At 42.2% G+C, this 14,668-nt stretch carries 15 protein-coding genes and 2 pseudogenes; 9 read left to right on the top strand and 8 right to left on the bottom strand.

Annotation, left to right across the window (positions count from 1 at the left end):
• Nucleotides 1-12: 12 nt before the first annotated feature.
• Together AC5JL8_RS17500 and AC5JL8_RS17505 are read right to left on the bottom strand one after the other, a co-directional pair.
• Entirely contained in the window at nt 13-579 is a 567-nt protein-coding gene (locus AC5JL8_RS17500; RefSeq protein WP_495880968.1) for a hypothetical protein, read from the bottom strand.
• 12 nt (nt 580-591) lie between these two features.
• Nucleotides 592-726 (bottom strand): hypothetical protein, encoded by a 135-nt coding sequence (locus AC5JL8_RS17505; RefSeq protein ID WP_495880969.1) that lies wholly within the window; start codon nt 724-726, stop codon nt 592-594.
• Between the two features lie 366 nt (nt 727-1,092).
• Here AC5JL8_RS17505 and AC5JL8_RS17510 point away from each other — a divergent pair.
• Nucleotides 1,093-1,574 (top strand): annotated as a pseudogene (locus AC5JL8_RS17510) (transposase); the annotation flags it as partial.
• 49 nt (nt 1,575-1,623) lie between these two features.
• Here the strand turns inward: AC5JL8_RS17510 and AC5JL8_RS17515 are convergent.
• Nucleotides 1,624-2,993 (bottom strand): annotated as a pseudogene (locus AC5JL8_RS17515) (transposase).
• A gap of 103 nt (nt 2,994-3,096) precedes the next feature.
• Here AC5JL8_RS17515 and AC5JL8_RS17520 point away from each other — a divergent pair.
• The 3 genes from AC5JL8_RS17520 (at nt 3,097) to AC5JL8_RS17530 (ending at nt 5,360) form a co-directional block, all read left to right on the top strand.
• Nucleotides 3,097-3,918: a hypothetical protein gene (locus tag AC5JL8_RS17520; protein ID WP_495880970.1), complete on the top strand. Its 822-nt coding sequence runs from the start codon at nt 3,097-3,099 to the stop codon at nt 3,916-3,918.
• Between the two features lie 87 nt (nt 3,919-4,005).
• Nucleotides 4,006-4,968 carry a hypothetical protein gene (locus tag AC5JL8_RS17525; protein WP_495880971.1) on the top strand — a complete coding sequence of 321 codons (963 nt, stop codon included), beginning with the start codon at nt 4,006-4,008 and terminating at the stop codon, nt 4,966-4,968.
• Between the two features lie 17 nt (nt 4,969-4,985).
• Complete coding sequence (locus tag AC5JL8_RS17530) at nt 4,986-5,360, top strand: hypothetical protein (RefSeq protein WP_495880972.1); 375 nt, start codon at nt 4,986-4,988, stop codon at nt 5,358-5,360.
• A gap of 115 nt (nt 5,361-5,475) precedes the next feature.
• Here the strand turns inward: AC5JL8_RS17530 and AC5JL8_RS17535 are convergent, their stop codons facing one another.
• On the bottom strand, nt 5,476-5,874 hold the full coding sequence (locus AC5JL8_RS17535; protein WP_495880973.1) for a nuclear transport factor 2 family protein: 399 nt from the start codon (nt 5,872-5,874) through the stop codon (nt 5,476-5,478).
• A 349-nt stretch (nt 5,875-6,223) separates the two neighbouring features.
• On the opposite strand from AC5JL8_RS17535, the gene AC5JL8_RS17540 reads away from it, so the two are divergent.
• Both AC5JL8_RS17540 and AC5JL8_RS17545 read left to right on the top strand, forming a co-directional pair.
• The gene (locus AC5JL8_RS17540; RefSeq protein ID WP_495880974.1) at nt 6,224-6,502 is read left to right on the top strand and encodes a hypothetical protein; all 279 of its coding nucleotides are present in this window, start codon (nt 6,224-6,226) and stop codon (nt 6,500-6,502) included.
• Between the two features lie 64 nt (nt 6,503-6,566).
• Nucleotides 6,567-6,803 (top strand): hypothetical protein, encoded by a 237-nt coding sequence (locus AC5JL8_RS17545; protein ID WP_495880975.1) that lies wholly within the window; start codon nt 6,567-6,569, stop codon nt 6,801-6,803.
• A gap of 156 nt (nt 6,804-6,959) precedes the next feature.
• Here the strand turns inward: AC5JL8_RS17545 and AC5JL8_RS17550 are convergent, their stop codons facing one another.
• From AC5JL8_RS17550 to AC5JL8_RS17565, 4 genes are all read right to left on the bottom strand, one after another.
• A complete protein-coding gene (locus AC5JL8_RS17550; protein WP_495880976.1) occupies nt 6,960-7,190 on the bottom strand; it encodes an EF-hand domain-containing protein in 231 nt (76 codons plus the stop codon).
• A 149-nt stretch (nt 7,191-7,339) separates the two neighbouring features.
• Nucleotides 7,340-7,537 (bottom strand): hypothetical protein, encoded by a 198-nt coding sequence (locus AC5JL8_RS17555; protein WP_495880977.1) that lies wholly within the window; start codon nt 7,535-7,537, stop codon nt 7,340-7,342.
• Nucleotides 7,538-7,580: 43 nt separating this feature from the next.
• The gene (locus AC5JL8_RS17560; protein WP_495880978.1) at nt 7,581-7,898 is read right to left on the bottom strand and encodes a glutathione S-transferase family protein; all 318 of its coding nucleotides are present in this window, start codon (nt 7,896-7,898) and stop codon (nt 7,581-7,583) included.
• Entirely contained in the window at nt 7,861-9,333 is a 1,473-nt protein-coding gene (locus tag AC5JL8_RS17565) for a calcium-binding protein (protein ID WP_495880979.1), read from the bottom strand. Before AC5JL8_RS17565 ends, AC5JL8_RS17560 begins: the two co-directional genes overlap by 38 nt.
• A gap of 347 nt (nt 9,334-9,680) precedes the next feature.
• On the opposite strand from AC5JL8_RS17565, the gene AC5JL8_RS17570 reads away from it, so the two are divergent.
• From AC5JL8_RS17570 to AC5JL8_RS17580, 3 genes are all read left to right on the top strand, one after another.
• The gene (locus tag AC5JL8_RS17570) at nt 9,681-11,141 is read left to right on the top strand and encodes an AAA-like domain-containing protein (protein ID WP_495880980.1); all 1,461 of its coding nucleotides are present in this window, start codon (nt 9,681-9,683) and stop codon (nt 11,139-11,141) included.
• A gap of 110 nt (nt 11,142-11,251) precedes the next feature.
• Entirely contained in the window at nt 11,252-13,642 is a 2,391-nt protein-coding gene (locus tag AC5JL8_RS17575; RefSeq protein WP_495880981.1) for a CHASE2 domain-containing protein, read from the top strand.
• A gap of 217 nt (nt 13,643-13,859) precedes the next feature.
• On the top strand, nt 13,860-14,621 hold the full coding sequence (locus tag AC5JL8_RS17580) for a DUF928 domain-containing protein (RefSeq protein WP_495880982.1): 762 nt from the start codon (nt 13,860-13,862) through the stop codon (nt 14,619-14,621).
• The last annotated feature ends 47 nt before the right edge of the window (nt 14,622-14,668 follow it).

A 14,668-nucleotide genomic window follows, 5' to 3' on the forward strand; every position in this document is an offset into this window, starting at 1 on the left:
TCAGGCTGATGCTCAAACGGCTGGCACATTTATAGATCCCAAATGGGTTCTATAGACAATCTCATTGACAGTATCCCAGGTAGCCGTGGCTAAAATTTGAGTGGGGTTGCCATTGGAGTCAGTTAGATAAGTTGTAGCATTTTTAGGCAGACTGGGAGTTTTGGGAACTACATCATCAATGGTGACTGTTTTGCCATCGTAACGGCCTGCTCCAGTCCCCTCTCCCGTAGGTAGACTTATGGCAATGTATGTCAGGTCATAAACTTGCATTTGCTGCCATAAGAATTTGCCAACAGTTTTGCGTTCGCGCCCATTCAGCAATCCTAGACGCATGGCATTGGCATTGATTTGGTTGACTTGATGGGGAATTGCTAGGTAGGCACTTAAATGGTCATTCACTTGGCTGCTAGTGCGCTGCATCAACTGCTTTGCTAGCTCCTGAACCGCTTTCTCACCATTTTTAAACGACAGATATCCCACTAGCCCCACTGCTCCAAATATCTGCAATACAAATGGCACTATTAATACCCATTGCAACGGCAGTGAGCGAGTTTTTTGGGAGAAAAAATTTTTCTTCATAATTGTGAAGGCTTAAGCATAAGGGAATGGGGAGCGATCGCCAGCCCCAGCACATTGGCTTTGGGAAGCGATAGGTGGGGAGATATCTGTGGCTTTAGTCTGTGCATCACAAAGAATCGCCTCAAGCATTATGCAATTTCGCTCCATGCTGCTTGAGCTTTAGTGATAGATAATACTCCTAGTCCTACTAACCTAGAAATTATTAGAATCTGCCAATTTTTACTCATTTTTTATAATTATTCCTTTTCCCTCAAGCATAAAAAATAAATTTTCTCTTTCAGATAAATTATTATTAGTATTTATCAAATTTTGGATAAATTTATCGACTAGTTTGAATTGATTTTTCAGTAAATTTCAGTAGACTGAAAAGTTTCGCCAACACCAAAAATGAGAAAAATAAGGTTGAACCTTTACTCCAAGAAACCAGAGAAATTGCAAAGATTCTAGCCCTCTTGTGTCACTATCGCAGTAGTATAATAATAATGTACAAAGCTTACAACGAAGACACAGAGCATGGTAGAGCCTCGTCCACCCATAAAAACCGTCAAGTTTGTGGATGAATATTGCTTGTGGTTAAAAACCTGTTTTCAGTTGTTAGGAATTTTGAAGCTTTCAAATATCTACATATACGATGTATTTCTGATTTAAAACGGAAAAGTTTACCTGAAATAGCGAAAATTGTCGGGCTAGATAACTATCAAGGATTACATCATTTCTTAACTACATCATCTTGGGAAGTAGAACAGTTAAGAGCTTTGCGATTGAAACTAATTTTAGAGGTACTAAAAGGAAGACCAATCATTTTAATTATTGATGAAACAGGAGATAAGAAGAAAGGAAATACCACAGATTATGTGAAACGGCAGTACATCGGAAATCTGGGAAAGGTTGAGAATGGAGTTGTAGCAGTCACCGCCTATGGTGTATTCTGCGGGATGACTTTTCCCTTACTGTTTGAAGTATACAAGCCACGGGAAAAATTGAAGCCAGGAGATATCCCTCTTCTGTCAGTTTCCGGGAGAGGCAAGTACTAAATAAGTAAAATTATCCAGAAGCATAAAAGGATTTAAACTGATTCATGGCACCAATTAGGTGATTGAATCCCCGCAATAAATCAGGATTAGGAAAGATATCTAACCAGGGGTAAATCAACGAAAACAGAAATAGCGGTTGGATAATTAAACGAAGGTTATTTAGAGTATTCTTCCATCCACCTTCATGGTTCCATTGTTGATGTTTAGAAAAATTTTCAGAATTACTTTCTTGTCTGTGAATTTCAATTTGGTGAGATTGATGTAAAGCTAAAAAAGCTGGAGATTTTAAACTAACCATTGTGTAAACACAAAAAATAATCTCCCACCACTTCTCAATATCCTTAAAATTAGTAAAGCGATAATCTGTCCAACCCAATTCCTGTTTACAAGTAACGAAAACCATATTCTACCCACGTTCTTAATCCATAGAGATCGCCTAAAATCTTCTTCAGATTTCCTTGAAGATTCGTCATGACAAACGAAGTAGAATTTTCCGGTAGTGTTTCTGGGTCAGTAGTTATTTCCCAATAAGTTATGGCTCTTCTTTTACCATAAACTATTTCTCGAATATATCTGGTTTCCGATTTTTGATTACTAAATGTTCTTTCAAATTTACACCACTTATTAGCCCTAACGCTTTGATTGGCTGGCAGCCAGACTCCGTGATTACTCCTAATTGCTACCACATAAGCAAGTTGGTATTCATTCAATTTCTGAATGAATTGGCTACTTTCACCCTTACGGGTTCGCCAGTCGCTTCAAGTCGGCAAAGCCGCCCAACGCGCTGGCTCACCATATAAACTATCCGCTAGTACCAATTCAATATTAAAGCCTTCATCGACTAACTCTGTAATTATCTCTGATGCTAAATCTATTTTTGTTTTATATTTATCTGATTCTTTTAGCGTCCCTTTCGGTTTATATATTTTTACACTTAACGGAAATGTTATATTCTGATAAACTCCATAAGCATTCACTGTTACTATCCCATTATCTATCTTTCCTACACTTCCTAGATACTGTCTAGCTACATAATCAGTCTTTTTACCTTTTTCTCTATCTCCGGTTTCATCTATTACTACCGTAATTGTTTGACCATTTAATGCTCTTTTTATTTTCTTTAATCTTCTTGCTTTTAACTCCTTTAATGACCAGTCTGAATTGGCTATAAAATGATGTAATGATTGGGGAGATTTTATACTTACAAATGTTGGCTATTTCTGGTAATGATTTTCTTTTAATCGGTGAAACTATTCCCAAGTGTAAATATTTAAAGCATTCATAATTTCTTACTTCTTTGAACAGGTCTTTGTACTCTGCACAATATTCATCTACGAGCGCAACTGTTGGGTGGGCATCTCTTGCCAAATGTTTCAGGATTTGTAATTATACATCCATTGCCCTGCTTAGTTTCCAGAGTTTTTTCTTTTAATCCTTTTATTTAGAATACCCGGAAACTGACAGAAGAGGGATAAAACAGGCTGTGGCGATTGCACTGCAAAATAATCCTTCCCCTAGCGAATCAGACTTTGCCGCAGCTGCAAATAAAGTGGTTCCTCATCTGCCACGCCAAAAAATCACAGAACCAGTGGTTCCTAAAATTCAGGAACCATTGGTTCCGCAACCTGCCAAAGTCACGGTTACGTCATCAACTCATCCAAGACACGGGGAATCAGGAACCATCCAAGCAACCAAAGCCCTAAACAAACAAGTCAAGCAAGCCTTAGAAAAAACGATTGATTTGCGATTGCCTTTGGCAGTGCGCCTCGCGCAATCGCTAGCTGTTGAACCCCCCAAAGAAAATGCCACCGAATGTCTGCGGCTGATGGGCATGGCGTTGAAGAATCTAGCCACCGCTATGAACAATACCCAAGCGCTCGAAGCTGCGGCGATAATTCTGGGGAGTGAGCCGACACAAAGCGCGATTGCGCGGAGCGCAGTGCCGAAGGCAATCGCATATCGAGCCGAGCAGTTGGAAATGCTACCCCAGGCTGTTAGTGATATTCGGCGGGCACTTTCACAGCCTCGGTGTACTTGGCAGGACTACTGGGCAGAATTAAGTACCCAGGAGACAGAGCTAATTACGGCTCTCCAAAACACATCTGCTGAACCGGACACAATTGGCGTTGGCTCTATCGTTGCCCATGCTGATCCTTACCGTACTTTGTATGTAGAGAGGGGTGAAGTCGTAGAGGATTTAGGCGAGGAAGTAGTGGTGGCTTGGGATCATTGGCGAAACGAGTCCAAGAAAACTGACAGGTACTTTCGAGACGAGTTGAGATTCTGGCAGGGCGAGAACAAGTAGATAAAACTCGCTTTGAGATAGCTAAAAACTTAAACGCGGCATGCGTGCAATGTCGCTCATATTGCCATGGAAAATTTAGGAGGGAATATGATTACAGCGTTAAAAGCAATTAACGGTGGTAGTAAACAGCGAAATGACTGTCAGCAGGCAGACGCAGAAAAATCAATTAAACCACACTGTAAAATCTCGATTGAGGATATCAACTGGGTTCGTCAGCAACCACCTTGTGTGCAGCAGTTGTGGTTGGACTCAGTAGCAGCAGAACAATTTGGTGGGGCTGCCCACAAGCTGGAAACCAATCTCACCTACAAGTCATTGCAAAAAGCAGGTGCAGCGTTGACTGCTCAAGGTTTGTTTCAGTTTGAGGAAGTGTTTGGCCGATTACCTTCCGGCAGACCTGGGCTGATTGGTTATCGCGTCCGTAACTTGCACGGTTATTACAATCGCTTTTACTGGGAATCGTCTACATCAGGCGAAACGAATTCTTGTGACGAGAAAGTTGTTCACGCCGGCAAGGAAATTAACCAAGCTGGGAGGAACCAAAACCACTCCGAAGCGAAACAAATCCAACCTGATTTGGAACAATTCCAAAAGAATGGTCAAAAAAACCAGGATTTGCAAGGCTTCCAGAAACCTAACAACGTTTCTAAGAACCTCTTAACTACCTACCAACCACCCACTAAGGTGGTTGGTAAGGTAGTTGGTTCTTCCACGCAAAACGAAAATTTGCAATGTGAGCAGACGGCGATTGCGCGAAGTGCAGTGCCGGAGGCAATCACATCCTTGAGGGATGCGTCGCCTCAGACTGTCGAAAGCGTGCAAGAAGAAAAAGAAGAGTTACCTGCGGTAACGGACTGTACGACGCTGACGGTTGTGGTGTACCGAGTCAATCTGCTTCGTTGTTGGCAGAGAAGAAAGATTTGGGTGATGATGCGATTGCGCGAAGCGCAGTGCCAAAGGCAATCGCCCTTCATGAAGACACTTTTTCCGCCGCGCCCGTCGCCGCAAATTCTGAAAATCCCAGTCAGCACCAAAATCAAGCTCAACTGAGTCAATCCGCTTCCTTGATGGTAGGGAACCAGGATTTGGGTGATGAGTCGGGAACCAATCATGAAGACCATCTTTCCGCCGCCCCTGCTATATCGAATTTGCCAGTACAGGAACCAAAAGCCCATCATGAAGGCTTTTGTGCTGTGACAGCTGACTCAAACCCTGAAAAATGGTCGTATGAGGCAGTCGTTGAGCGATCAAGAGTGCGACCCTGGCGCATGGACAAGTTGAAAATGGCAGAACAATTGCGGGAAAATCCAGGGAATGATTTTCTGATGGAGTGTTGGGCTGATGATCCGGCTTTGAGGATTGTGATCAAGAAGCTAGTGGCGAAGTGTCCGCAGTGGGGATTGGTTGCGACAGATGGTGTGCTGGTGAAGTGGGATGAGTAGCGTAAGCTATCGATTAGTCGCATATTTCAGCAACCGTTCCCACTCCCAACGCCACGCAGCATCTACCGTAATTTCTTTGCCGTTGGTGAACTTGATAAATTCTGTGCCTCTGATGCTATGCAAATACGGGTGTAGTATCTGTGTAGAATCTTACAGAAGTTACCAAGCCTTCTTCATTACGGTCAGTGAAAGCAACTGCTCTGATGGTTACAAGCTGCCCATTGTTACGTTGGTAATGATTTAGTGCTTCAAGGACAAAAGATGAATCGTTACCATAAATGTTCAGCAGGTCGTGTTCTAAACTAGCAAAGGTTTTCCAGTAAGCAGCAAGTCCTTGTATCACAACCTGTTTGCCTTCAAGGGGCGGATTATTATTTGACTGCACACAGCAATTTGGAGCTAAAAATTTGCCGTATGCCTCAATGTCTAAATTATCCAACGCTTCCAAGTATTTCAGATACCACTTGTAAGTTTCGGGTGAAAGTTGATTGATTCTGAGATTATTGGTTTTCACCAGTCACTCCTATTCAACTGTCTAACATAACGACGAAATCAGATTATCTCACTATGGTTTCCGCTCACAAACTCTTCAGTAGAGTTTGTCAGGTGTTGACACCGAGGCTGACTAAAACAATTTAAAATACAAAATACAAAATACAAAATTACTTTCTTCTTCCTCAATGCGTGAATTTTGAATTGGGAGCGAAGCTACTAACGCTCGTTCGTATTTCTTGAATATCTCGTATTCAACTGAGTCTTTTTCCCATAACCACACACTTAATTCACCTCCCAAGCAGTTATTTTCACTTTCTCTATAGTTTAATTGTTGAGCGAGATACACTGTACCTTAAAGTTTCGGCTAAATGCAGAGATTGGGCGCACAGTCAGGCGGTGCTAGGAGAATGCACCGGGTGCGTAGACGCTCTGTTTCGGCTTGTCGCAGACATCGCTTATCTCAGGCGATACGAATTTGGAAAGGGGTCAAGTCACCGGAAGCCGTGTTTGTTGCTGCTTGCAAAGAGGGGAGGAAACCGGAGGCACAACAGGCCAAGTCTGGTGTGATTGTTTGGTTCGAGTGGGCAAGGCGGGACAGGGGTACAGCCGGGATACGTGCAAGTGCGATTCGTTGTAAAATTTTGTAACATTAAAGAGTTGAAACTATTGATTTAGCGTTGTTTCCCACCGTGGTTTTGATGTCAACTGAAGATGAAAACATCACCAAAAATGATTGTTTATGGGCAAGCTTGCGGCACTGAAAGGGGTGAAGAGTTGATTTTATCGTGCAAAATGTTTGATGGCCCAAGATCATTTATGGGTAAGTTGGTAAATCAAAAAACACGCTCTGCAACAAAAATTTACAATGTGTCCTGTTTTGCGGGTATTCCGGCTAAACCCCAATATATCTTTATAACTTTTTGCTGCTTGGAAAATAAAAAAGCTTAAAATTTGTCTTTTTTATTCAAATTCAGCCAAATTGTGCAATGCCCTTCCACCACAACGCAAAACCGCCCCCTAGTGGTTCAGAGGGCGGCAGCGCTGTAGTGATCGTTTGGGCAGGGGTGGGGAGATGGAGTTAGGTTGGGGAGGGATAGGGTACAGCTAGTTTAAATTTCCAGCTGACTTAACAACTTGTTTCAACTCTTCAAAGGAGATACTACCGTCTTTATCTCCGTGCATAGCTAGCAATTCCTGGGGACTACTGACACCTGTTTCGGCTGAGATGATTGCGCTTAAGCCAGGACTTAAAAAAAGCTCATTTATAGAAACTTTGCCATCCTGATCGGTATCCAAGGTATTAAAAAGAGATTGAAGCTCGTGCTCGGTTGCCATAATTTTTTATCTGAATTAATTTTTTCAATTTAATATCTCAAAATTTTGACAAAGACACAAGGATAGTTAAGAAAAACTTAATCACTTATTCCTAATCGCTTTTGAAGTTCGGCTTCTATTTGCTCACCTATGATTGCTGGCACTCAACGCTATTGACGCGGTTGTTGGCAGAATATTCCTGGTAAATGATTGGAAAGGGTGAAATCACCGGAGGCTGTGTTTGTTGCTGCTTGTAAGGAGGGACGGAAACCGGAATCCGCACAGGTTAAATCTGAGGTAACGGCTCCCTTCGAGTGGGCGAGGCGGCAGAGGATTGTGATTGTAATGTCGGGGGAAACTGTGTACACGCTACTGGGGTGAGGCGGTGGCGTTGGCCCAGATGATGCTTTGTCATCCTCTCGGCGTAAATAATTGTAGCTCTCTTAACTCTTCTCCCTGACGACAGCACCAACGCTCAATGCGATCGCCTGGATAAAAACCCGGCTGAGGATAAGTCTCGTCTAGATACTCCACAATTAGGGTTGAATCCCAAAAAACGAGGCCATTTTCATCCACCAATACCGGAACTTTGCCAATGGGAGATAAACCCAGAAATTCTCTTGATTTATTGTTAATGTCTGTTTCTTTGAGTTCGCAAGGTAGCTGCTTCTCGTCCAGGACAATTCTCACTTTACGAGCGTAAGGCGATCGCTGTGTATAGCGAGCCAAAGAAGATAACTGTATCTTTAATAGATGAGGAATTTGTACCTGTACTCGTATTGGGAAAGTTTTGGTGTACGAAGGTGAAATCGCTAGCAGATCCTTGGAAAGGAAAACGCAGACGGATTTTATCTCCATCTTGTATGGAAAAGTCGCTGATCACAGCATGACCAGCTTGGCGATAACCATCCAATATTAAGAAGGTATCAGCAGATTGAACTCCTACGCTGGCATTCCCTCCGATTAAGATATCTACCTCTGCGGTATTAAAGCCGCCATTGCCATTTAAGGTATCATTACCCGCACCTCCTGAGAGCGAGTCATTGTCAGAAAATGAACCTGATAGGCTATCGTTACCACGACCACCTTTCATAGTGCTACCACCACCGCCAGCAATCAAAATAACGTTTTGGTTGGCTTGAAAAGCATCTATGATATTGAAGCTATCGCCGCCTTGAATGGTAACGCTTTCAATACCTTCGAGGGTATCAATACCGGTGACTGTTCCATCCGGTATGCCTCCTATTGACTTACCACCTCTGAGTATGCTGGTATTTGGGTCATTGGCAAGTGAGCGCAGCTGAAAGTTAGTATCGCCTTGGATAAATAAGAAATCATCACCTGCTCCCCCGATGTATTGGTCATTCCCCGCTCCATCAAAACTACTATCGGAAAAACTATCGTTTCCTGTTCCACCTTGGGCAAAGTCATTCCCTGCGCCACCATTCAAATTATTGTTGTCATTTCCACCGATGAGGGTGTCATTGCCATCATTACCACGTAGAAAGTTAAATCCTGCTCCTCCTACTATGCTGTCATCACCCCGACCACCGTTGATCTGATCGAGACCACTGCTACCTGTGATAGTGTCATTTCCATCACCGCCAAACAGAAAGGTTCGCCCTGATAACAAAACCTGAGAGGCATTAATCGTGTCATTACCCGTAGTACCAGTGAGTCTGACATCCTCAACTTCAGAAAACTTGTGAGCTAAATTACTAACAAAGAGCTGATTATTAGTCAAGAAATAATTTGAAGCTCCCTCAACACGCAGTTCATCATTACCTGCACCGCCAATCAAGGTATCGCCAACATCACCAACACTAGGAAAGTTACCGTTTTGAGCGATGAGAATATCGTTACCTGCGCCACCATTAGCGAGATTGTTTCCAATTCTACCAGAAAGGGTATCGTTGTCATCGCCGCCGTTGAGAGTGTCATTACCCGCACCACCATCAAGGGTGTCTCTGTTAAATCCACCATCAAGGGAATCGTTACCAAGTCCTCCTAATAGAGAATCGTTGCCGAAATTGCCTATTAAAGTGTCGTTGCCTGCGCCACCATTTACCGTATCGTTACCCGCCAAAGCATCGATTGTATCGTTTGCCCCATCAGCTACGATTTTGTCGTCGGCTTGGGTTATAGTTCCACTAATAATCGCCATAATTTTGTGTTTCCTTTGATTTGCTTATGAGTTTGTGTATTATTTCCAATTTTTCAAGCGAGCTAAATTTGACTCAAGCCAAATCCGAAACGATCGCTGTTATTACCAGGTTGCCTTTTGCACTCAAAAAGGTAAATGTGGATAATTTAAGGAGTTTGATTTCCAAAAAATTAAAAGATAAAAGTGTTAAGTAAGGTTAAGTAAGAAAATGTAAGGAGAGTCATCTTTGCCTAACTAGGTAAGTTCTAGATTTAAGCCATTTGAATATTGTTTGGTGAAAAAATCTGGAAAGTTAAAAATTCGGGCTGTAGATCAATATATAAATAGTTGTGATTCATCCCTGAGCAATGGACTTTGAAACAGCATTCAAAATATTAGATGCAGCAGTTGTTGCCCAGACAAAAAGACATCTGAAAGATATTGAAGTGGCAATACTTCGCTGTTCTTGGCAAGGGAAAAAATATGATGAGATTGCCCAAACTCATGGCTACACTACCGAATACCTACAGCATGATGTTGGCCCTAAGCTATGGCAGATGTTGTCAGAAGCAATTGGCGAAAAGGTTAGTAAAAAGAATTTTCAGGCAGCACTAGAGCGTCAGCGGCTTTCGCGCACTGCGGCTACACCTAAGCAGTTAGAAGCAATTTTTCATTCACACAAGCTGATATCATCTTCACAATTAAAAACGGAGAAAATGACATCAAATAGCTCAATTTTTCAAGAAAATGAGGAACCATTACTAACTGTAAACATCAATGAACGAACTCAACTAAATGCAGAACCAGAATTTCCGGTGGGTCAAGTCCCTCTGGCTTCTAACTTTTATGTTGAACGCCCTCCAATTGAAGAGCGCTGTTATCAAGAGATTTTGCAGCCAGGTTCTTTAATTCGTATCAAAGCACCCGGACAGATGGGTAAAACCTCGCTCATGGCTAGGATTCTCGATGAAGCCAGAAAACATGACTGTCAAACAGTATCCTTAAGCTTTCATTCAGCAGATAAAGCAGTTTTCGCTAGCTTGGATACATTTTTACGCTGGTTCTGTGAAAGTGTTGGTAGGAAACTGAAGCGGCTTCATCAGTTAGATGATTATTGGAGTATTTATGGCAGTAAGGACAAAACCACTGCTTACTTTGAAGAGTGTTTATTAGAAGAAATCGATAGCCCATTAGTAGTTAGCTTAGATGGTGTCGATCGCATTTTTCCATATCGTGACATTGCCGAAGACTTCTTTAGCCTGTTGCGTGCCTGGTATGAGTATGCCAAGTATGGCGATCGCAGTAGCGAACTCTGGAAAAAACTCCGGCTAGTTTTGGTACATTCCAAAGAAGTTTATATTCCGCTAAATATCAATCAATCTCCGTTTAATGTAGGTTTGAGCGTTGAATTGCAAGAATTTAGCCCCGAACAAGTCCAAATTTTAGTTGAGCGGCATCAGGGGCTAAATTGGACTAATGCTCAAGTGGAAAAACTAATGGACATGGTAGGAGGACATCCCTGCTTAGTACGTTTAGCTCTTTATCAGGTTCAACACCAGGACATCACACTTGAGCAGCTGTTGCAAACAGCCCCAACTGAAGCGGGAATTTACAGCGATCATCTCCGAGGACATTTGTGTAATCTCGAACATCATCCCAATTTAGCATCAGCTTTTAGCCAAGTTGTCAACAGTTTAGTACCCATAGAACTAGACTCGGAGTCAGCATTTAAATTACACAGTATGGGCTTAGTCGTATATTGTAATGACAATAAAGTGATGCCACGTTGCGGTTTGTACCGCCAATATTTTCAAAATCGCCTTAGTTAGCTATTAAGGAAGATGAGAGAGACAAGGAGACGCAAAGACGGTGAGACACGGGGATCTGGGGAAATAACTAATGACCATTGACCATTGACTGTTGACTCTTGACCTTGCAAATGAGTAAAGCAGAAAACTCGGCTTACAAATATCAAGTCGGAGGGAGTCTACAAATTGATGCTCCCAGCTATGTGCAGCGCCAAGCCGACAAAGATTTTTATGATGCGCTCAAAGCTGGGGAATTTTGTTATGTTTTCAACTCGCGCCAGATGGGTAAGTCTAGTCTGCGAGTGCAAACAATGCGTAAACTGCAAGCCGAAGATGTTGCCTGTGGTGTGATCGACATTACGGCGATTGGGAGTCAGGAGATTACGCCATCTGAGTGGTATTTGGGCGTACTGCGGAGACTGGCGCGTAGTTTTATCCCTAAATTCAAAGTATTAAATTGGTGGAGCGATCGCACTGGGCTGTCACCATTACAGTGCTTGAGTGAGTTTATCGAGTCAGTGCTGCTGCTAGAAGTGTCTCAAAACATTGTGATTTTTGTAGACGAAATAGATAGCATTCTCAAATTGAACTTCAAGGATGATTTTTTAGCTTTGATTCGGGCTTGCTATAACAAACGAGCCGATAATCCCGCTTACCAACGTCTGACTTTTGCATTGCTAGGGGTAACTACTCCCTACGATTTAATTCAAGACAAACACCGGACACCTTTTAACATTGGTCGAGCAATTGAACTCAACGGCTTTCAATTGTCTGAAGCTCAACCATTAGCTGAGGGATTAGCAGGTAAATTTGTTAATCCTCAGATAGTTTTGCAAGAAATATTAGCTTGGAGTGGCGGTCAACCTTTTCTGACTCAGAAGCTTTGTCAGTTAGTTGTGACCTCTTCCTCTGTCATTCCACCAGATGGTGAAGCAGAGTATATTGATAAACTCGTGCGATCGCAAGTAATAGAAAATTGGGAATCTCAAGATGAACCAGAGCATTTAAGAACGATTCGCGATCGCCTTTTTTGCCGATGCGCCGATGGCAATGGTATTTTGAGAAGCGAACAGCGCATTAAAAAGTTGCTCAAGCTTTATCAGCAAATTTTACAAAAAGGTCAAATAACAGCAAATAACAGCCATGAGCAAATGGAATTGCGGTTATCAGGATTGGTAGTCAAGCAACAGGGTGTATTAAAAGTTTATAACCGCATATATGCAGATGTTTTCAATCAAAATTGGCTTGATAAAACGTTATTAGGTTTACAATCTGTTGAAATATCGCCTCTGTCCAGCAAGCGCCGTCTGCAAACAGTGCTAATTCTATCTGTGATTGTCACAGCCTTGGTAATAGGCGTGCGCCATATGGGACTATTACAAACTTTGGAGTTAAAGGCTTTCGACCAACTGCTGCGGCTGCGCCCTAGCGAACAACCAGATCCTCGCCTTTTGGTAGTTGCGATCGCTGAAGATGATTTTAAGCTACCAGAACAGCAAAATAGAAAAGGCTCACTCTCAGATCGCGCACTTGCTTTACTTGTACAAAAACTTGAAAAGTTGCAACCACGAGCCATTGGTTTGGATATTTATCGCGATTTCCCTGTAGATTCCAAGGAATCATTTTTAGCTGCTTGGATGCGACGCAAGGACAATTTCATTGCTATTTGCAAAGTCAGCGAACCTCAAATTAACGAACCAGGTGTTTCACCTCCCCCAGAAATTCCTCCAGAACGTCAAGGCTTTAGTGATTTTGTCAAAGATAGCGATGGTATTGTCCGCCGTCATTTGATTGCGATGCAACCAGGCGACTCATCACCTTGCACTACGCCCTACGCCTTCAGCGCTCAATTGGCATTTCGTTATCTAGAAGCAGAGAGTATATCTGCCAAGTACACCAAAAATCAGGAGTTGCAAATTGGCAAAGTTGTATTTAAGCGCTTGCGTTCACACATGGGTGGTTATCAACAATTGGATGACTGGGGCTATCAAGTATTGCTGAATTACCGTTCCTTTAACTCTCCCTTACAGGTTATAGAGCAAATCACGCTCAAAGATGTACTCAAGGGTGCGATCAATCCCAATAAAGTGAAGAATCGAATCGTACTTATCGGTATTACTAACCAAAGCGCTGGTGATTATTTTCCTACACCTTACACTACTGACCAAAAGCAAGAAATACCAGGAGTTATTGTTCATGCTCAAATGGTGAGTCAAATTCTCAGTGCCGTTTTAGATGGGCGCACTTTATTGTGGGTTTGGCCTATTTGGGGTGAAGTTTTATGGATATTTTACTGGTCTATTATTGGCGGAATAGTAGCATGGCACATTCGTAATCTCTTGCTTTTAGGACTGATGGGAATTTCTGTAATTGTGCTTATATCTGCAATTAGCTTTGTGATGCTTCTGAAAGGCATTTGGATACCACTAATTACTGCCGTACTAACATTGGTAGTTACAGGCACTAGTGTATTACTTGTAATTTACAATTTGGAACTTGGAAAGCCACATAGAAAGGAATGATTCCGAAAATAAGTTTCATGCCTTTGATGAGATAAATAGCCTTCATGAATTCGCTGCTTATATTGAGCTAATAACTATAAACCAATATAAAGATGTCAAAAATTTAAGATAAATTATTTGTGGGGGCACTACATCCAAAATTTTTTGGTATATCAAACTATCTTATTGGTGCCGTGCCCCTACGACTTATTAAATATGACTTTATTAAGTATGAATTATGAATTACAAATCACGATTTAGTATCAAACTTGCCTGCGCGTTCGCTTTAGTATCGCTTGGCTTTACCCTAGTACCAACACAGCATGTAAAATCTCAGCTTCCCGGAACGGAGATTTTTAACGCACCTCCACCGCCACCTGATATTAAAGCACCTGGTAATCGCACAGCAGGAGGAAAACGCGGCTGCTCGGTCATGAGTGAACAGCTTGCTACATCCAGCGATAAGCGACTGACAGCCTTAGTTCCAGTTTATGGATCTGGAAATGCGGAACTAGTCTTTGGATTAACGACTCTCTCGCAGCCAACTTTCTGGTTTTACGTTCCTTATGTAACCACAGCTTCCGCAGAGTTTGTGCTACAGAATGAAGCGGGACAGACCGTATACAAAAGACCTGTATCATTGTCTGGAAAACCAGGAATTATCACTATTTCTCTGCCATCAACAGCTTTCTCATTAGAAATTGGTAAGCGTTATCATTGGTATTTTGATGTTTACTGTAGTCCACAACAACCACCTGTTTATGTTGATGGTTGGATAAAAAGGGTCGAACTCAACGCTACTGTGAAAAATCAGTTAGAGAAAGCAACGCTCAAGCAACGCGCTGCTCTTTATGCCACTAATGGTATTTGGTACAATTACCTGACTGCTTCATCTGAACTTCGCCGTCTAGACCCAAAACGAAATGATTGGGTTAAAATCTTGCAATTTATTGGTTTAAATAATATCGCTTCAGAACCGATAGTAGACTGCTGTAATTGAAAGGGCAGAGGGCAGGAGGCAGAAGCAAGGAGTAAAAATTTTTGTAT

Source organism: Mojavia sp. (genome assembly GCF_059505145.1).